The organism is Pseudomonas sp. MIS38, from assembly GCF_019891575.1.
Lineage (GTDB): Bacteria > Pseudomonadota > Gammaproteobacteria > Pseudomonadales > Pseudomonadaceae > Aquipseudomonas > Aquipseudomonas putida_A.
Genome location: NZ_JAFLXF010000008.1, coordinates 123,546 through 143,557 on the forward strand (window position 1 = coordinate 123,546; position 20,012 = coordinate 143,557).

The following is a 20,012-nucleotide window of genomic DNA, read 5'->3' on the forward strand; positions in this document are numbered from 1 at the left end:
GTCAAAAATGCGTCCGTTACAGAATGTGAAACAATCAGGGTTCGAGACGGCGCTGCTGGTAGATCCAGTCAACGATCTCGCCATCGGGGGTATAACCGCTGACGGTTTCACGCAGCAATTGGCGTACTCGCGAATAATCATCCCGCTCAACCGCGGCGAGTAATTCGCTCAACCGGGCCTTCAAGACATCCCAAGACAAATGATCTTCATTGGCGGTCATGATCATCGGATGTGGTGTTGCGGCGACGTTGTCACCGATCAGCAGCTCCTCATAAAGTTTCTCGCCAGGACGCAATCCGGTGAACTGGATGGAAATATCTCCCTGAAGATTACGTTCAGATCGAATACTCAAACCGGACAGATGGATCATTTTCTCTGCCAGCTCAACGATTTTGACCGGCTCGCCCATATCCAGAACGAATACGTCACCTCCCAGCCCCATGGACCCCGCCTGAATGACTAACTGCGCCGCTTCAGGAATCGTCATGAAATAACGGGTAATCTTGGGGTGAGTGACTGTCAGAGGTCCGCCTGATTTGATTTGACTGTGAAATAGCGGAATCACCGAACCAGAGGATCCCAGCACGTTGCCAAACCGAACCATCGTGAACCGAGTTTTGTTAACTCTGGAAACATTGGCCTTATCACCAAACATGACAGGGGCCACTTCGCGGCTAAGCGCCTGTAAAACCATCTCGGCCAAGCGCTTGGTTCCCCCCATGACATTAGTTGGACGGACCGCCTTATCAGTGGAAATCAGGACAAAATTCGAAACGCCAGACTGAAGCGCTGCCTGAGCAGTATTGAGTGTTCCAATTACATTATTGAGAACACCCTCCGCAATATTGTGCTCCACCATAGGCACGTGCTTGTAAGCCGCCGCGTGATAAACGGTGTCAACTTTCCAGGTTTTCATTACATCGAGCACCTTGTCCTCATGTCGAATCGACCCGAGAATTGGTAACAGTCGCACCGAAACGGACTCTCTGCAACTACGTTGCTCGAGTTCCGACAAAATCATATAAAGATTGAACTCACTGTGGTCAAACAGTATCAGCGTAGTCGGCTCCAAGGAAAAAATCTGTCGGCATAACTCGGATCCGATTGAACCGCCGGCACCTGTCACCATAACAGCCTTGCCTTTTATGCAGTGCTGCAACAAGTCAGGTTCAGCAGGAACAGCATCGCGCCCCAGCAAATCGGCAATGTCTACTTCCTGAATATCTTCGACTTTGACACGTCCACTGGCTAGATCCGTAAAATTTGGAACACTGCGGACGTGGAGCGGAAAACTTTCAAGCAAATTCAGAATTTCTCTGCGCCGCGCACGAGTTGAAGATGGCAGTGCAAGAAGAATCTCCTGCGCTCCCGTGACATCGATCATCTGCTGGATGTGTTTGGGTTTGTAAACCTGAAGTCCCGAAATGGATCGGTCTGCAATGCTCGCATCATCATCGATGAAGGCAACAGGCCGCATCACACGGCCCATGCGCAGCGCCGCGACCAACTGATTTCCCGCAACGCCGGCACCGTAAATCGCAACCTTGGTAAGACCATCATCACGATTGGTAAACGGAACATGCTGAGCAGCGGTGAACCAATCCCCCATGAAATACTGGCGCATGCACAATCTCAGCCCACCAATAATGACCAGGCTTAACCACCAATAGTTAAAAATTATCGAACGCGGGACGATAGCATCATGATTGCTGTACCAATAGACAATCACAGCTAGAATCAGAGATGAAAGACTCACAGCCTTGATGATCGCAATAAGTGCGTCATTACCGAAATAACGCATGACTGCCCGGTACATTCCAAACCGGATAAACAGCGGAATGGCGACGACTGGCGCGCAAGAGAAGAGCCAGACGTGAACTCGCAGGGGGTTGTACATATCATCGATGCCCAAGCGCACGATGAACGCCAGCCAGAGCGCAACCCAGACAAGGACTACATCGGTTGCCACCTGAATCAGGCGCTTCTGTCGCCGCGGAAGGCTCAAAAGAAATGTGCGTACTGTGTCCATATATCCTTCATGCGAACGATTGGTTGACCTGCATGCTCCAAGCACCCGGATTGTACTCAACTACATGCGTGATGAGCCAGTCGACGCCCCATCGAAATTGAAAACCCGAGCACTGGAGACTCGCAGCCTGCGCGATCGACGGCGAAAATCCTCGAGCCTTTACCGCCTGAACCCGCTAAGATAGGCCCCCAAGGGCTACATCAAACCATAGCAGCATTCACGAAATGCTCGTTGCATTTTCACGCCCCAGACGCCTCCCTGAGTTGACACGAAAACAATGCGAACGTTTCATCTGCGCAACCGGATAAAATCATGACTTTCTCTTCGGAAACTCAAGAGGTTTCTCCGGTTGACGCCCACCAGCAGGGCTCCACCACTACCCCGTTGATAGCCATAATGTTGTGCACTTATAACGGGGCAAGGTTTCTCGAAGAGCAGCTTGTCTCCATACTCAAGCAAACGCACACCCAGTGGGTTATTCATGCTTCCGACGACGGATCGTCCGATGCTACCTGCAAACTGCTGGCCAATTTCCAGAAATCCATTGGAATAGATCGACTCAGGATTTACGAAGGGCCGAAGCAAGGTTTCGCCAAAAATTTTCTTTCATTAATAAAAAATAAATCAATCGAAGGTGATTATTTCGCTTTTTGCGACCAAGATGATATTTGGCATCCGACAAAGCTCGAAAAAAGCCTATCGCAATTGCAGAAAACTGACCCTGATCAGCCGAGCCTATACTGCTCAAGAGTAAGACTGATTGATGCCAAACAACGCTGCGTAGGGTTATCTCCACTACGTAAGTATCCACCAACGTTCAAAAATGCCCTTGTTCAAAGTCTGGCTGGCGCCAACACCATGATGATAAATCGCTCGACACGCTCGTTGATGGCGGTCATTCCGGATGATGTTCAAGTCGTCGCACATGATTGGCTTGCGTACTTATTGGTAACAGCATCTGACGGCCGCGTAATATATGAAAACGCTCCATCGCTCGATTATCGCCAACATGAAAACAACGCGATCGGCAACAAAACCGGACTGCACAGTAAATTTCTCAGAATCAAAAGATTTACCGATGGAAAATTCACTACATGGGGCGACATGAACTGCCAACTATTGGACAGAATGCTCGACCACATGTCCCCGGAAAATCAGGCTACCTTCAGAGCTTATAAGACTTTGCGGTCGGCCGGCCTGGTCAAACGCATTACGTTATTTTTCAGAACAGGGTTATATCGACAAGGCTCCGTGGAAAACTGCCTGCTCTTTTTTGCACTTATTCTGAAAAAAATCTGAGTCGATTAATTCTCCAATATTGCATTTGCTTCACCCTCTTCGTCGCCCAATCACCAAAGCGGATGCCTCCATTTTTAAGCTGTGATAAAGTGTTTCCGCCACGGGCGGTATTAAGCTCGCCAACAAATGGCGAGGCACGCCGCACAGAGGCAATAAGCGTGAAGCGCCTCCTCATTCAAGCTACTCACTGGAGACTGTGAGCCCCTGACAAAGCACCGATGCCGTTAGGGTATCTGCTTGAAAAAGACGCCCCGCGCGCCCTGAGCACCACCGCCTCACCCGATCAACCCATTTTTTGAGTAGCAGATGGATATCAGAATTTTGTGTTTTTATGCGTTGACCGACACGAACAAACAAACAACGGAGTGTTTGTTACCATGAAAACTTTTTCCATTAGCCCTCGAGAAATACTAGCCTCAAATTGGCGCAACAGGGGTTTGATTGCAGCCTTGATCAAACGTGAAGTGATTGGCCGATACAGAGGCTCCATCATGGGAATGCTATGGTCACTATTCAACCCTATTTTTATGTTGGTTATTTACACATTTGTTTTCAGCGTAGTATTTAAAGCACGCTGGAGTGTTGATAGCGAATCCAAAACCGAATTTGCATTAATGCTTTTCGCCGGACTCATGACCTTTAACCTATTCGCTGAATGCCTAAACCGCGCACCTAGCCTGATCATCAGCAACGTTAACTACGTGAAAAAAGTTGTATTCCCACTGGAGATACTTTCTGTAGTCACGTTCGGATCTGCCTTATTTCATTATGTAGTGAGTCTCCTAGTTTGGTTAGCCGCGTCGATCATTTTGTTCGGAAAGATCGAACTTACCACACTGTGGCTTCCCGTCGTTCTAGGCCCACTGGCAATGATCACCCTAGGCCTGGTCTGGTTCTTATCATCACTGGGCGTTTACCTCCGTGACGTGAGTCAAATCATCGGTGTTTTGACATCCGTCTTGATGTTCATGTCTCCGATTTTTTATCCAATAACCGCCCTACCACTCGAATATCGCTACTTACTGTCAGCCAACCCACTAACACCGGCTATTGAAAATACTCGAGCCATCCTGTTTCGTGGACAAATGCCGGATTTCACCGCACTGGGTACCAGCTACCTAATAGGAAGCATCGTATTGTACCTAGGATTCGTATGGTTCCAGAAAACACGTAAGGGATTTGCTGATGTCCTCTGAAAGCGCGATTGTTGTAAGCCAACTTAACAAAAAGTTCCAGATCTACGACAAGCCTCGCGATCGACTACTGCAAATGCTATCACTGGGCAGAAAACATTATTACCGTGAATTCCCGGCGGTAAAAGATGTTTCCTTTACCATTGCGAAAGGCCAGACTGTTGGCATTGTCGGGCGAAATGGCAGCGGTAAATCCACGCTTCTGCAACTGATTTGCGGAACACTTAATCCGTCCTCAGGAAATATTACTACTCACGGCCGAGTGGCGGCGTTGCTTGAACTAGGTTCGGGCTTTAATCCTGAATTCAGCGGCCGTGAAAACGTATACATGAACGCAGCGGTTCTAGGCTTGACCAGAGAGGAAACAAACGCGCGATTTGAAGATATCGAGCGTTTTGCCGAGATCGGCGACTTCATCAACCAACCTGTAAAAACATACTCAAGCGGCATGATGGTTCGCTTGGCATTTGCCGTCGCGATCAACGTTGACCCACAGATACTAATTGTCGACGAAGCGCTGTCAGTTGGGGATGAAAGATTTCAGCGCAAATGCTTCGCAAGAATCGAAGCTATCAAATCTACTGGTGCAACGATTCTGTTCGTATCTCATTCCGGGAATACTGTCATCGAGTTGTGTGATCGAGCAATACTGCTCGACGGCGGAGAAAAACTCGCTGAAGGGCCACCCAAATTTATCGTTGGTCAATACCAGAAACTGCTCTACGCCCCGAATGAAAAAGTCAGCACATTGCGGGAGGAGATAAGGAACTCAACACCGGAAGGTCCACAGACTGATACGGAATGGACGTTCGCGGAAGACCAGTCGCAGAATACTGAAGCGAGCGAAGACTACGACCTCGACGAGTTCTTTGATCCAAATCTTGTTTCCAAAAGCATCCTGTCATACGAGTCTCATGGCGCTTTGATCTCTCAAGCGCAGATATTCAGTGAAGCCGGCGAACAAGTGAACTGCCTGAAGCGCGGCCGTATCTACTGCTATCGCTACAAAGTTAACTTTGAACTTGCTGCGACTGCAGTGCGTTTTGGGATGATGATCAAGTCACTAGGCGGCGTCGAACTTGGAGGCAGCACCAGCGCCTCTAGACTTCAGGACTCGGTAGCTGCCGTATCTAACAACACTCAGATGCAGGTTGAGTTCAAATTCCACTGCAACTTGAATCCGGGAACATACTTTATGAACGCGGGCGTCGTTGGATTGATTGAGGAAGGTGAGACTTACCTTCATCGCTTGATTGATGCCTGCATGTTCCGCGTATTGCCCGTGATGGACAATATAGCGACGGGGCCGGTTAGCTTTAAGTGCGAAGCAAATTACAAAGAATTGGCATAAAAATGACAGACAAACAGCTATCCTCAAAAAGAATCATTGTAGTCCTGGGCATGCATCGCTGTGGCACCAGCGTAATAACCCGAGCACTCAGTACGCTAGGAGTCGATCTTGGCGATCACTTGATGCCTCCTTCCGACGGAAATAATGACAAGGGCTTCTGGGAAGATATCGACTTCAATCAACTGAATATCGAACTGCTCCAGGCACTTGGCCACGATTGGCACTCCCTCACTCCCGTCAACCCCAACGAGTGGCTGCATCCGGAGCTTGATAAATTCAAGGCGCGAGCGAAAGAGATAGTAAGAAGCAAGTTCCAAAACACCGACTGCTTCGGAGTTAAAGACCCGCGCATGGCGCGTACAATGCCTTTCTGGATTGAGATCTTTGAAGATCTTGCACTGGATACCGCCTACATCATCGCTTATCGGAACCCAGGAAGTGCAGCCCGCTCCCTTGCAGCTCGAGACGGTTTTGAACTTGAGAAAGGTTACTTCCTGTGGCAGGAGCATATGCTTCTTAGCTTGAAATATAGCGAGAACTCTTTACGGGTGATTGTCGACTACGACTTGATACTCAAGAAACCTAATGACCAAATCAAACGCATTGCCGATGCATTAAATCTTAATTTCGATACAGACAATGCTGCACTGAATGAATTCAACGAACACTTCCTGGAAAAAAGTCTGCGTCATCACTCTGTCGAGCTTGAAGAGCTGAAAGTCGATGACGCAGCTCCCGCAAGTATAACCAGACTTAGCAAACTAATTTCCTCAATGGCGAGCGACCAGATCGCTGACGACGCTGAAGCCAAAAACCACGTTGACGCGTTATTTATTGATATATTCGATGATTTTCCGGCCTATAAATTGATGCGAATACTGGATCAGCGCGCGACAGAACTCCTAACAGCGGGATGGGAGAAGGACTTGCAAATCGAGCAGCAGAAGAAAGACTACTCAGACGCCCACAAGACGATTAGCAACCTGGAATTCCAAGTTGAAAATTTAAAGAATAGCAGCGCAGAACAGAAATCAAAGATTACGGAACTAGAAGAGCAGGTTGCTGCTGAGTTGAAGCACAAAAAAGTTCTGAGCGAGCTTCTCGACAATCATGCCATTCAAATTAACGAGTTGCTGAAAACGACAAGCCGTTACTCTTCTGGCAGGTTTCTGCTGAAAGCGCTTGCCCGCTTGGTAGCGAAGCGTATTCTTGCGTTCAAGACGGTCAACGAAAAAAAAATAAAATCCAAAATTCTTGCAATGGGGTTGCTGGATGAGCAGTTTTACCTAAATACATATAAAGATGTAAAGAACGCCAAACTAAATGCTCTAGATCACTATCTCGACCATGGTTGGCAGGAAGGAAGAGCCCCTTCCGAGCACTTCTCCACCACGTATTACCTCGAAGCCTATGAGGATGTTCAACGGACAGGTATAAACCCTCTCGTACACTATGTTCGCCATGGGCATAAAGAAGGTCGGTCGATTTTCGACGTAACGGGGCACAGATATCAGTTCAAGCAAGCCAAATCCGCTTCGAACAAATATATAACCTTGGTGAAGTTACTGATCAATGATCCAGTATTGATCAGACGTTTTCTCGCCGAAGCTAAACGCTCAGGAGTGCATCAGGCGATCGCGCTCGCAAAGAGCCGAGTACAGCGAGAGCTTCGCCACCCCCAAGCCGCCGTACAAGCGCTTAACAGTGCTTCGATGCTGGAGTACGGCTTATATAAAGTTGTACCGTTCAACCTTAATCCCTATCTCCACGACATGCCCTCAATGGCAGCAAAAAAAATTGCGGTACATCTGCACTTTTTTTACGAAGACATGGGCGAGCGTTGCGTTGAATACCTGAACAATATCCCGCTAGAGTTCGATCTATTTGTATCCGTTCAGCCCAAAGCAGACATCGAACGCATAACAAAATTTTTTAGCGAACATCTGACCCACTCAGGACAGATATTTGTCGAGCACAGCCAAAATCGTGGTAGAGACATCGCGCCGCTGATTTGCCTATTCGGAAGGAAACTTTCCGAATACGACTATATTGGTCATTTTCATACAAAGAAAAGTCCTCATCGCGAGGATCTGAACGAGTGGTTCGACGCTCTGATGATGACCCTGTGCGGAGAATCGAAACAGGTCGCACAGATCTTTAAACTGCTTGAGGATGACGCAAAAGTTGTCTATGCCGCTGGCAACCAAGTGGTACCTGGTGACGACGGATGGAGCGACAATAAAGAAATTGCCAAGGAAGTCCTCGAGCGTTATACGGACTTCGACATTGCGAACTTCCCGTCTGTCGAGTTTCCACAGGGCACTATGTTCTGGGCGACGACCGAGAGCATTCGAGACTACCTCCTTCTTCCACTGAAGTATGAGGATTTTCCAGCTGAGCCAATTTTGCCAGATGCAACACTGGCCCACGCTCTTGAGCGGCTGTTGTTGATTTTCTCCACCAAAACACCCGGTCGGAATTATCGAATTGAGGCTCGTTCTCTGTCGTCCGTGCCTCTGGCGTATTACGAGGAGCAAAAAGATTACGCAAGTTCGATTGCACACGACACCATAAAAGTGCTCGCGTATTACCTGCCTCAATTCAGCCCTAACCCGGAAAACGATGAATGGCATGGTAAGGGCTTCACAGAATGGCACAAGGTTCGTGCAGCCAACCCGCTGTTCCACGGCCATTATCAACAGCATGTCCCGCATCCCGATATTGGTTACTACAGCCTGGAAACCCATCATCACATGGCCATTCAGGCTGCGCAGATGGAAAAAGCCGGCGTCCACGGGATGATCTTCTATCACTATTGGTTTTCGGGAAAACTTATTCTCGAAAAGCCGGCACAAATGCTTCTCGAGCATCCTGAAATCAATATGCCATTCAGCTTCTGCTGGGCGAACGAAAACTGGACTCGTCGCTGGGATGGTAATGAGCAGGAAATATTGCTCGGACAGGTTTACTCCAAGGAAGACGCACTGGGTTTCATTAGATATCTGATCCCTTTCTTCAAGGATCATCGATACATCAAAGTTGATGGTCGCCCACTTCTCTTTGTTTATCGCCCCTCCTCCATGGAGTTTGTACAAGAGTACATCGACATCTGGGCCGCAGAATGCGAAGACAATGGCATCAAGGCACCTTATGTCGTCGCAACGCTGACACGTGGCGCTACAGCCCCTCAGGATTATGGGATGGATGCAGCTGTCGAGCGAGTCCTTCAAGATTGGACCGGCGGAGCCGTACCCGATATAAATAACCAGAAGCAGCCATATTGGCCAATCAACGGAAGCATCCTGGATTACAGCGCAGTCGCAGATCATTACATCGAAAAAGAGCTATCCAACGACTACACGCTCTTCCGCTCCTTGGTACCAACTTGGGACAACACCGCGCGTTACGGAACAGAAGCCTACGCGCTCGATGGCTTTACGACGTCAAAATTCCAGAATTGGCTGGAACATTTAATCGATTATTCGGAACAAAATCTTCCCGAAGATCGCCGATTTGTAGTAATCAACGCGTGGAATGAGTGGGCAGAAGGTGCTCACCTCGAGCCTGACACTCGCTTCGGCTATGGCTACCTAAACTCCGTAGGGCGTGCTCTGAGTGGTTATAAATTTGACGACATTGAATATCTGCCGATGGACAAAACAACGGTCGTTAATATTTCCGTCAGTGAATATACGCAGAAACGCCTTTCCGAAAACCGGGAACTACGCAGCGCTTTTTATCAATGCATCAAAAACTCGAGCGTATTCTCCAGCTGTACGGTGACGGTCTCAGACGAACACCTGCTCGACTACCTTGAGGAAAACGGTGTCATCGTTGAAAAGACTAGCCATGTCGACAGCGGCCTTAATCTGGAATTCAACAACGTATACCTGTTTCCCTCCTTCACCATTGAAAATCTGCTCAAGATGTCTACCCGACATGTTGGATACAATATTTGCGCCAGTATCAGAAACCAGGAAAGCTTTGCTTCCAGCGCAAAACAGAATAATGGCGAAGTAAGTTTCAGCCAGCGCTCTGGCATTATCTTGAAGTCCGGATTACGTAATGCCGGCTACAAAGAGTGTGGTAACGCCCCTTGCTTCACGCTGCTTGCATCAGACCAACTCATATCAGATGCTCCTGCACGGGTTTCAACCATCATTCGCTTTCATAAGCAGGGGAGCAGAAAGTTGCTCAAGAACTGCTTGCTTTCGCTTATAGCCCAGCATAATTGTCAGGTACATCCTATCTTGGCCATCCAGGATATGACACCTGAAGAAGTCGAGACCCTTAAGCAGGAAATATCTCAGCTTCCTTGGCCCGTCAGAGCCTTTCCAGAGTTTCAGTGCTACTACTCGACTGCGGAAGCTCCAGACCTGCGCTCTCTTATGCTGAACGAGGCACTAAAATCCGTTAAAAACGGATATGTCACATTCCTTGACTATGATGACGTCGTTTTCCCCGATGCCTACAGTAAAATGGCCGCTCGCTTGGCTGCAACGGGGAAAAATGCAACATTCGGTCGCGTCTACTCGACACTTGTTCATTCGGACAGTGGCTTGATCACTGCTCGAGATAGAACTTATACATATGGTCATACATTCGAAGACTTCTTGAATGTGAATCACGCACCAATACACAGTTTTATGCTTGACATCAGCAAGTGCAACACGGAAGCGATCGAGTATTTCGCCGACATGAAATACATGGAAGATTACTACATGACATTACAACTATTCACCAAAAATGAAACAGATTGGAAGTCACTTGAAACAGATTTTTTCGTAGGCGATTACATACATCGTATAGACAGCGAGGACAGTAACACCCTTGCCATCAACGACAAAGACCAACGAGCTTCACTGTTGAGCAGTGAGCCTTACCTGCTCTCGGAAAAACGTATCAAAGAGTTACGCACACGCGTCAGCCAGGCTATATAACGGTAAAGAAATCCCCCTATACTGGACAATCGAAAGAATCCAAACCTAACGATTGTCCGGCATAGAGATTTTTCTTTAACATAGCGGCTTTATAGACTTTCTGCATACTGATATGCTCTTGTCTATATTTTCGTTTTTGCAATGAGGAAAAGATGAAACCTGACCTCGTATTTCATCCCACTGTCGTCACTCCAACAGCTAGAGCGGCATCCAAGGCGCAAACCCCTCTTGTCATTTGGTTCACAGGCCTAAGCGGTGCTGGAAAGTCGACGATCGCAAATGGGCTTGAACAGGCTCTTCTCACAAAGGGTCGACACACATTCCTGCTCGATGGCGATAATGTACGCCTCGGTCTGTGTCGCGACCTGGGCTTCAGTGACAAAGATCGCGAGGAGAATATACGTCGTATCGCGGAGGTGTCGAAACTGTTCCTCGACTCAGGCTTGATTACCATTGCCTCCTTCATATCGCCCTTTCGTCAGGACAGGAAGATAGCCAGGGATATCATTGGCGCTGAATCTTTCATTGAAGTCTTTATCGACGCGCCTTTGCTTGAGTGCGAAAAGCGGGACCCCAAAGGACTGTATAAAAAAGCCCGCGCTGGTTTTATAAAAAACTTCACAGGTATTGACTCAATCTATGAACAACCGCTTTCACCCGAGGTTCATATTGACACCTTCAAAAATGATGTAGAACAGTCAGTGCGGATCATTCTGGATTACCTGGAGCAGCGAGCAAGCCAATGAAGACCGTTATCATTATTGGCGCAGGCTTCAGCGGTACGGTCCTCGCTGCCCAGCTTCTCAATCAAGATATCGATGACGTACGCATAGTTTTGATAAATCGATCGGGCCTAATGGGACGCGGCTTGGCCTATGGCACTAATAGCGCTTCGCATCTGCTGAATGTCCCTGCTGGGAACATGAGCGCATATCCAGAGCAGCCAGACCATTTCCTCAGCTTCTGCAAGGATCGAAACCTTGACGTTACAGGCGCTTCATTTGTTCCGCGCCAACTGTACGGACAGTATCTCAGCGCCCTTCTGGAGCAGGCAGATAATAAAAATCGCGGCAAAATAACATTCGAACAACTGAACACTGAAGTCCGTAGTATTCAGCATGGTACTGACCATTTAGAAGTTTCGCTTGAGGATGGTATTTCTCTACATGCAGATCACGTTGTTCTGGCGCTCGGCAACTTTTCCCCTGCCGCCCCCCATCAATTACGAAAATTTCTAGGTTCTGCTTGGTATATGCACGATCCCTGGAAAGCTCAGGAAGATCAATATGCACTCGAAGCGGATGAAGCGGTTCTGCTGGTGGGCTCTGGATTGACAGCGCTCGACACTGTTACCAAACTGACCCAACAAGGGCATCGTGGTCCGATCTACATGATATCCAGAAGAGGGTTGCTGCCTTTACCGCACCGTAGAAAAAACATTCAAACGCCCGTAGACAGTCTGCTGCTTGAAGAATTACTTCAATGCCATCCGTCAGTATTAAACTACTCACGCATACTCCGAAAAGCTATCAAACTGACCAATGGTGATTGGAGAGACATAATTGCGGCAATACGCCCGATCACCAATAAGCTTTGGTTACGCTTGAACACTTGCGAGCGCAGACGTTTTTTAAGACATTTACAACCTTACTGGGATGTTCATCGCCATCGGGTTGCTCCTGACTCCCATGACATCTTCAATGCTTACTGTGCCACTCAGCAAGTGAAGAGCTTTGCAGGACGAATTCGAGACGTTTCAATTATTGAAGATCGACTTTTAGTCAATATCAAACGGCGTAACTCAGAATCTATTTTTTCGATTGAGGTCAGCAAGATCATCAATTGTACTGGGCCGAATACGAATCTTGAGTTGGTCAAAGAACCATTAATCACTCAATTGATAGATTCTAAAACGGCATTACTGGACGATCTAAAACTTGGCTTGCTCGTTAATGACGATCTCACACTCACAAACGCCTTGCAAAAAGGCAGTGCTACATTGAGCTATATTGGCCCAATGTTGAAGGCAAAATACTGGGAGGCAACTGCCGTTCCGGAGCTAAGAAAATATGCCTCCGATCTTGCGGCTCGCCTCGCAGCAAAATTAAATAGCTAGCATTCATGCTGCGGTATTAAGTCCCGCCCTTAGCCTAAATGCCAGAAAACATAGAGGCGTATAGGCCAAGAGCAGGCCTAAAAGCGGCTCCAGACCTCTTGCAACCGCAATTGCCAACGGCGCTAACCAAAGAACATTAATGGCCATTACAAGGCCTGTCGTGCGCTTATGGCTGCGAAGCTTCATTGCGGTATGCTGATAGGCATGAGAACGATGCGCTTGATGGATTTTTTCACCGCGCAGCAAGCGTCGCATGAGCGTCCAGGTTGAGTCTGTAATAAATACAGCCAGGAGAATAATCCAACTCCAGAAATATTCAGGAGAGACATTGGCCGCGTGCACGCTCATGCCAGCGAGAATTAATCCCAGAAACCCGCTACCCGCATCCCCCATAAAGATTCGTGCAGGTGGAAAGTTCCACCAAAAAAATCCCGCGGTTGATCCAGCGAGAAGCAGCGGCCCCCATATGAGCTCTGACTTTCCTGTAAGCCAGTAGATCAGGCACATTCCCAAGCAAGCACTAATTGCTTCCATGCTCGCCAGCCCGTCGATGCCGTCCATAAAATTGAACAGATTGAGCATCCAGACCAAATAACACAGCGCAATCAAAGTGCTTAAAATACCTGGATAAACAGTTATGCCAAATAACTGTAGAGTGGGAAGCCCACTTAACCAGAACAATGCCCATGAAGAGGCAATAAAATGCCCTGCTAATCGCCATTTAGCAGCAATATGAGCATGATCATCGGCAAAGCCAAGCGTCGCAACAATCAGCCCGGAACCCAAGAACGCATAGAGCACCTCCTGGCTCAACAGCCCCAGTACGTGCAAAACAGGAAGCCCCAGCAGAAAGGTAGCTACGATTGCTACTCCACCACCTCGAGGAGTGGGTATGGAATGCGAGCTTCGCTCATTCGGAACGTCTATCAAACTTTTAGCTAATGCATACCGGCGAAGCAGGCACGTCAGAGCCCAAGAAATAACAAAGCAAATCGGTATTAACCACAAAACAATCATTTAATTTCATTTTCCTGATAATACTCAACTGTTCGGCGAAGCGCTTCATCAACATCGGCTGGGGGTACCCAATCCAGCAATTCCTTATTCTTTTTGATATCAATCTGAAGCGATCCAAGCAATCTGTCCGCGATCCCTTTCTTGCCTGCAATCCTTGCGGCGCACTGGAGGATACGTTGAGGTACCGGTATCAATCGAGACGGTTTATCAATCGATTGAGAAAGGCGCCTCAACAACTCTGAGGTGGATAGATCTACACCGTCGCCAGCAAGAAAAATTTGATTACGAGCTCCAGGATGATCGATACAAGTAATAATCAAACTGACGAGATTATCAACTGCAACTAGGCTGCGCTTATTGTTAACAGCACCCAATGGTAATGGAACGCCTTTAGCGAGCCACTTCAGCATATTTTTGAAGTTTGCCTTTACGCCAGGGCCATAAACCAGTGGAGGACGGATAATCACCACATCCATCCCGGTTTCATGGCTTAGCTCTTTCAACGCTTTTTCTGCCTCACATTTTGAAATCCCATAAGGATCCAAAGGGTTCGGAAGGTCATCAGCGGAAAAGGGTTTCCCGGGAGCAGTCCACTCACCGTTAACTTTGATCGAGCTAATAAATATGAAACGCCTCACTCCGGAAGCAGCCGCATTTCGGGCCAGGCGAAGCGTACCCTCGACATTGACTTTACGAAACTGCTCTACTGTCTGTGCAGCATCGTCATTCATAATATGAACTCGCGCGGCAGCGTGTATAACAACATCTATATCGCCAAGATTTGGCTGTAGGTCAGGTTTAGCCAGGTCAAACTTTACAACAGGGCATAAACCTTGAAGGCGTGACACTCCACGTACCGCTGCGATCGGCTGAAAGTCCCGCGATACCAATAATTTAAATACCGCCGCCTCTCCGACAAAACCATTCGCACCGGTTACCAGCACTTTCGGCGCAGCCATTTTCACTTCACTCCCATTACCGCCGCAACCCAACAAAGACAAAAGAACAGAACTTTATCTCGCATCCTTCTACGGCACTTCCAGGAACTTAAAGACAACCTCATTAATTGATTAGGCCGTAGATCAAGCCAACTACTAACAAACGCTGTGCGCTCCAACTTTAGCAACCTGCAGATCAGTTGGACTTGCTGAAACCACCAGCCATCATGAATGGTTTTATATCGAGCGATCAGTGGCATTAATCCCTTATTAGCCCCCACCTGATTACTCGCGTGCTGTCTGTAGTTCATTGAGGGTTCGGGATCAATATACCAACGATATCCATTACGTCGAGCAAAAGCATAGCAATACCAATCATGCAAACTGACGTCCTGAAGAGATTGCCAATTATGAAGCATCGATTCTTTGAGAGCTCTGGCGAGTCCATTACTGAGCACATAGGTGCACCCAGGGCCTGCCGCCTCAAAAAGATAGTCCCAGGTGACCTGATTCTGGGCCTTATTCAATATGGAATGCTTACCATCGGGCCAAAAGGCAGTGACATTGCTGGAGTAAGCGTCAACCTGACGGCCTTGAATAGAGGCCGCAGCGCGGCTTAGCTTATCTAAAAACCAGATATCATCCTGATCGGCGAATGCGATGAAGTCATATGAATCAAGATCGACATCTCGGATAAGCCTGAAGAAGTTACGCGAAGCACCACCAAAGGTGCCTGCCTCAGGAAGCAAGACGACTTGCGGATGCCCGGCTGCATAAGTTTCGCACCAAGCTCGCGTACCATCACTTGAGGGATCGACACTGATGAATAAGCTGATGTCTACGCCTGTTTGGGCCAGGATCGATGAAATCTGCTCTTCGATCCACTGCATGCCGTTGTAGGCAGCCAGTAAAACTGCGATCTTGGGATGTTTTACTGGCATGCCGTTCCTGCTACCACCGGTTAAAACGCTATCGCCCGAGCGAGTTGATCACTGAAATCAGTGAGAGGGAGAGTCCAAAAGCTTTTGCAGATATTGACCATAACCAGTTTTCTTCAGCGCCTCAGCCTGCGCAGCTACCTGTTCGGCCGTGATCCAGCCATTGTGATAAGCGATTTCTTCTAGACAAGCCACCTTCAATCCCTGACGCTGCTCAATTGTATGGACAAAGTGACTGGCCTCCAGTAGCGAATCGTGAGTCCCCGTGTCCAGCCAAGCAAATCCTCGACCGAGCATTTCTACATTCAAAGACTTTTGTTCGAGATAGGCGCGGTTGATATCAGTGATTTCAAGCTCACCTCGCTCAGATGGCTTGATGTTCTTGGCAATTTCAACTACTTGATTATCATAGAAGTAGAGACCGGTCACAGCGTAGTTGGATTTCGGCTTGAGCGGTTTTTCTTCAATACTTAAGGCCCGCCCAGTTTCGTCGAACTCGACAACCCCGAATCGTTCTGGATCGGAGACGTGATAACCAAAAACGGTTGCACCAACCTCCTGCGAGTTTGCAGAGCGCAGATTTTCCGAAAAATGATGACCATAAAAAATGTTGTCACCCAAGATGAGGCAGCAAGGATCATTACCAATGAACTCTTCACCGATAATGAAAGCCTGCGCCAATCCATCAGGGCTTGGCTGCTCTGCGTAGCTCAGCTTCACGCCGTAAAGGCTGCCATCCCCCAGAAGCTTGCGGAAACACGGCAAATCTTCTGGTGTCGAAATGATGAGAACTTCTCGCATCCCTGCAAGCATCAATACTGACAATGGATAGAAAATCATCGGCTTGTCGTAGATTGGCAACATTTGCTTGGAGACACCAAGAGTAAGCGGGTGCAAGCGCGTGCCCGAACCACCAGCGAGGATAATGCCTTTACGATTTGTCGTGGTCATTTGTTCAGAACTTCCCTAAGCATTCGGGTTACACCACTGTGCCAATCCGGCAAGTGTAGAGAAAAATTGTCGCGCAGTTTCTGAGTATTCAAGCGTGAGTTCAGAGGGCGACGTGCAGGTGTCGGGTAGGCAGTCGTTTCGATTGGGTCGACCGTTGTCACAGCCAACTCCTCGCCTTGGGCTTTAGCGAAGTCGATTACGAGACTGGCATAGCCATGCCAGGACACTTCGCCAGCAGCGGCCAAATGATAGAGGCCAGCCAACTCTGGACGCTTGTTAACTTGCTGAATAGCCAACGCCGTTACATCAGCGATCAGATCCGCCCCGGTAGGTGCTCCGATCTGATCCGCAATCACGCTCAACGTTTCGCGATCTTTGGCCAAACGCAGCATGGTCTTGGCGAAGTTATTGCCGCGAGCGCCGTACACCCAACTGGTGCGGAAGATCAGATGGTTGCAACCCGACGCGATAATCGCCTGCTCACCGGCGAGCTTGCTGGCGCCATAATGGTTTACCGGCGCGACAGGGTCTGTCTCCTGCCATGGCGTGACGCCTTGCCCACTGAAAACATAATCCGTTGAGTAGTGAACCAGCCATGCGCCCATCGATGCGGCTTCTTCCGCCATCACGCCACTCGCAAGGCCGTTTACAAGATCCGCCAACTCGGTTTCCGACTCAGCTTTGTCGACCGCCGTATAAGCGGCAGCATTAACAATAACGTCGGGCTTTATCTGACGAATCGTTGCACGCAAGCATTCAAGATTCGACAGATCACCGCTGAGGCCATCAACAACGTGACGATCAAGAGCGACGAGTTCGCCAAGCGGAGCCAGGGAACGTTGCAGCTCCCAGCCCACCTGACCGTTCTTTCCTAAAAGCAGGATCTTCATGCTTTGCTCGAACGATCCGCATAGTTCTGATCGATCCACTGCTGGTAGCTACCGCTCTTCACGTGCTCAACCCACTCAGTGTTGTTCAGATACCACTCAACAGTCTTGCGAATGCCGGTTTCGAATGTCTCTTCCGGAGTCCAGCCCAATTCGCGCTGAATTTTGCTCGCATCGATTGCATAACGCACATCATGACCAGGACGATCCTGAACATAGGTAATCAGGCTGGCATGAGGACGATGGGACGAATCAGGACGCAACTCATCAAGCAGCGCACAGAGGGTGTGCACCACTTCGATGTTTTGTTTTTCGTTATGACCGCCAATGTTGTAAGTCTCACCAATTACACCTTCAGTGACGACTTTGTACAACGCACGAGCGTGATCTTCGACATACAGCCAGTCACGTACCTGATTACCTTTGCCATAAACCGGCAACGGCTTGCCTTCCAGTGCATTGAGAATGATCAGAGGGATCAACTTCTCAGGGAAGTGGCAAGGGCCGTAGTTGTTCGAGCAGTTGGTAACCAGTGTCGGCAGACCATAGGTGCGTGCCCAAGCGCGAACAAGGTGATCAGAGCTAGCCTTGCTGGCCGAATATGGCGAGCTTGGCTGGTAAGGCGTGGTTTCGGTGAAGAGATCTTCCGGACCTTCGAGGTCTCCGTAAACTTCGTCAGTCGAAATATGGTGAAAGCGGAAACTGGCTTTACGCGCATCATCCAGCGCTGCCCAGTAGTGGCGGGCAGCTTCGAGCAGCGTGTAAGTACCGATGATGTTGGTCTGGATGAATTCGGACGGGCCGGAGATCGAACGATCGACGTGGGACTCTGCGGCCAGGTGCATGATTGCATCCGGTTGGTGCTCACGCAGGACACGGTCAACCTGATCACGATCGCAGATATCGACGCGCTCGAAAGCGTAACGGGAGTTCTGGCTGACTTCTGCCAATGACTCCAGATTGCCAGCGTAAGTCAGCTTATCGACATTGACGACAGAATCAGAAGTATTGGAGATGATGTGACGGATGACTGCCGAGCCAATGAAGCCGGCGCCGCCGGTAACTAGAATTTTCACGCGAAACGATACCCTTGAGCTGCGGACAGCGCTGCCTGCGAGCGCGGTCTAATCCATGAATGCAGAAGCCACCATCAGTTGGCATCCGTCAGAGTCAGTCTGAAATCGACATGCATTTAGGCACGATCGAACAAGGGTGCATTTTACAGCTTAATGATGGTTTTACTAATGGATAAAGACAGACCAAGGCGCAAATTCGACAGATGCCGTGCGCCTGTCGCTTTCAGACCAGTCGTTTGCGCGCTGCCCTAGACGAACGCCCCAGAAACCAGCCCAATACAGGACCAATCATCATGCCGATCAGCAATGCCAACACAGCAACAACCGACACGGGCAACTGCGGGCCCGAAAAGCCCATAAACAAAAGCGAAACCGACTGCTGGTTCTCAAGCACAAACGCCAGAATCACCAACACCAGCAGCAGAATAAAAACACCAAGAAGTATGCGCTTGAGGTTACGCATGAGTAACTCCTTGAAAAGTAGCGACTGTCAAACTCCCTCCTCCTCTTCCTCATTCACCCGGTCACGCAACTCCTTGCCCGGCTTGAAATGCGGAACGAACTTGCCGTCTAGACTAACCGACTGACCAGTCTTTGGATTGCGACCGACGCGCGGCGCACGATAGTGCAGAGAAAAGCTGCCAAACCCACGGATCTCGATGCGATCACCAGTGGCCAGGCATTGGGACATTTGTTCAAGCATGGTCTTGATGGCCAGCTCCACATCTTTGGATGAGAGTAGCCCTTGATGGGTGACAATTCGTTCGATCAACTCCGACTTCGTCATATTTTTCCCTTCTTTTTCAAGCAGCTAGATCAGCGCTTGAAAGGTTTTAGCACGCCCGGAAGATTTTGAACAGCCCAGGGATTGACATATCTTCCTTGGCGCTGAAACGCCTGTTTTCAGTGCACACAAGCACAAGCCGAAGCAGTACACACTCAACGGCACATGACCAGCATGGTTCGAGTGACGTAGCCTGCGGGATTGAAGCCAAACGGATATTCATCTTCATCCTTGGCCTGATCAGATCGGGTGATTACCCTGTAACCCGCGCCCTTGCACTCCTTCGCTGCGCGCTTTTGGCATTTCTCCCACCCCGAACCCAGACCAGAGCAGTCGATCTCGATACCGCTGACGCCACGCACGGCATGCGTTTTGGCACTTGTGGTGCAGCCCGCCAATACCAACACCGCGATCAAGACAATAAATCTGTTCATCCACTTCCTTATGCCAGGCAACGCCCGACTACTGCACGACTAATACCCAGCTTAGTCGC

At 48.9% G+C, this 20,012-nt stretch carries 16 protein-coding genes; 6 read left to right on the forward strand and 10 right to left on the reverse strand.

Annotated elements, in window-relative coordinates; genetic code table 11:
* Positions 1 to 34: 34 nt before the first annotated feature.
* On the reverse strand, positions 35 to 2,029 hold the full coding sequence (locus J1G18_RS11810) for a polysaccharide biosynthesis protein (RefSeq protein ID WP_223007724.1): 1,995 nt from the start codon (positions 2,027 to 2,029) through the stop codon (positions 35 to 37).
* A 312-nt stretch (positions 2,030 to 2,341) separates the two neighbouring features.
* Here J1G18_RS11810 and J1G18_RS11815 point away from each other — a divergent pair, with 312 nt between their 5' ends.
* The 6 genes from J1G18_RS11815 (at position 2,342) to J1G18_RS11840 (ending at position 12,928) form a co-directional block, all read left to right on the forward strand.
* The gene (locus J1G18_RS11815; protein ID WP_223007725.1) at positions 2,342 to 3,328 is read left to right on the forward strand and encodes a glycosyltransferase family 2 protein; all 987 of its coding nucleotides are present in this window, start codon (positions 2,342 to 2,344) and stop codon (positions 3,326 to 3,328) included.
* Between the two features lie 377 nt (positions 3,329 to 3,705).
* Entirely contained in the window at positions 3,706 to 4,524 is an 819-nt protein-coding gene (locus J1G18_RS11820; protein ID WP_095668637.1) for an ABC transporter permease, read from the forward strand.
* Entirely contained in the window at positions 4,514 to 5,872 is a 1,359-nt protein-coding gene (locus J1G18_RS11825; RefSeq protein WP_223007726.1) for an ABC transporter ATP-binding protein, read from the forward strand. The genes J1G18_RS11820 and J1G18_RS11825 overlap by 11 nt, the downstream gene beginning before the upstream one ends.
* A gap of 2 nt (positions 5,873 to 5,874) precedes the next feature.
* Complete coding sequence (locus tag J1G18_RS11830) at positions 5,875 to 10,812, forward strand: glycoside hydrolase family 99-like domain-containing protein (RefSeq protein WP_223007727.1); 4,938 nt, start codon at positions 5,875 to 5,877, stop codon at positions 10,810 to 10,812.
* A gap of 152 nt (positions 10,813 to 10,964) precedes the next feature.
* Positions 10,965 to 11,558 (forward strand): adenylyl-sulfate kinase, encoded by a 594-nt coding sequence (gene cysC, locus J1G18_RS11835; RefSeq protein ID WP_223007728.1) that lies wholly within the window; start codon positions 10,965 to 10,967, stop codon positions 11,556 to 11,558.
* Complete coding sequence (locus J1G18_RS11840) at positions 11,555 to 12,928, forward strand: FAD/NAD(P)-binding protein (RefSeq protein ID WP_223007729.1); 1,374 nt, start codon at positions 11,555 to 11,557, stop codon at positions 12,926 to 12,928. Before cysC ends, J1G18_RS11840 begins: the two co-directional genes overlap by 4 nt.
* A gap of 3 nt (positions 12,929 to 12,931) precedes the next feature.
* Here J1G18_RS11840 and J1G18_RS11845 read toward each other — a convergent pair whose 3' ends face one another.
* The 9 genes from J1G18_RS11845 to J1G18_RS11885 all read right to left on the reverse strand — a co-directional run bounded on the left by J1G18_RS11845 (position 12,932) and on the right by J1G18_RS11885 (position 19,953).
* Positions 12,932 to 13,945 (reverse strand): MraY family glycosyltransferase, encoded by a 1,014-nt coding sequence (locus J1G18_RS11845; protein ID WP_223007730.1) that lies wholly within the window; start codon positions 13,943 to 13,945, stop codon positions 12,932 to 12,934.
* Entirely contained in the window at positions 13,942 to 14,904 is a 963-nt protein-coding gene (locus J1G18_RS11850) for a UDP-glucose 4-epimerase family protein (RefSeq protein ID WP_223007733.1), read from the reverse strand. The genes J1G18_RS11845 and J1G18_RS11850 overlap by 4 nt, the downstream gene beginning before the upstream one ends.
* A 2-nt stretch (positions 14,905 to 14,906) precedes the next feature.
* Positions 14,907 to 15,824: a glycosyltransferase gene (locus J1G18_RS11855; protein WP_223007735.1), complete on the reverse strand. Its 918-nt coding sequence runs from the start codon at positions 15,822 to 15,824 to the stop codon at positions 14,907 to 14,909.
* A gap of 57 nt (positions 15,825 to 15,881) precedes the next feature.
* The gene (rfbA, locus tag J1G18_RS11860; protein ID WP_095668629.1) at positions 15,882 to 16,772 is read right to left on the reverse strand and encodes a glucose-1-phosphate thymidylyltransferase RfbA; all 891 of its coding nucleotides are present in this window, start codon (positions 16,770 to 16,772) and stop codon (positions 15,882 to 15,884) included.
* A complete protein-coding gene (gene rfbD, locus J1G18_RS11865) occupies positions 16,769 to 17,662 on the reverse strand; it encodes a dTDP-4-dehydrorhamnose reductase (protein WP_223007737.1) in 894 nt (297 codons plus the stop codon). The genes rfbA and rfbD overlap by 4 nt, the downstream gene beginning before the upstream one ends.
* Positions 17,659 to 18,735 (reverse strand): dTDP-glucose 4,6-dehydratase, encoded by a 1,077-nt coding sequence (gene rfbB, locus J1G18_RS11870; protein WP_223007738.1) that lies wholly within the window; start codon positions 18,733 to 18,735, stop codon positions 17,659 to 17,661. The genes rfbD and rfbB overlap by 4 nt, the downstream gene beginning before the upstream one ends.
* Before the next feature lie 223 nt (positions 18,736 to 18,958).
* Positions 18,959 to 19,198 (reverse strand): LapA family protein, encoded by a 240-nt coding sequence (locus J1G18_RS11875; protein WP_027612424.1) that lies wholly within the window; start codon positions 19,196 to 19,198, stop codon positions 18,959 to 18,961.
* 27 nt (positions 19,199 to 19,225) lie between these two features.
* A complete protein-coding gene (ihfB, locus tag J1G18_RS11880; RefSeq protein WP_003189779.1) occupies positions 19,226 to 19,522 on the reverse strand; it encodes an integration host factor subunit beta in 297 nt (98 codons plus the stop codon).
* 152 nt (positions 19,523 to 19,674) lie between these two features.
* Entirely contained in the window at positions 19,675 to 19,953 is a 279-nt protein-coding gene (locus J1G18_RS11885; protein WP_027612423.1) for a hypothetical protein, read from the reverse strand.
* Positions 19,954 to 20,012: the final 59 nt, after the last annotated feature.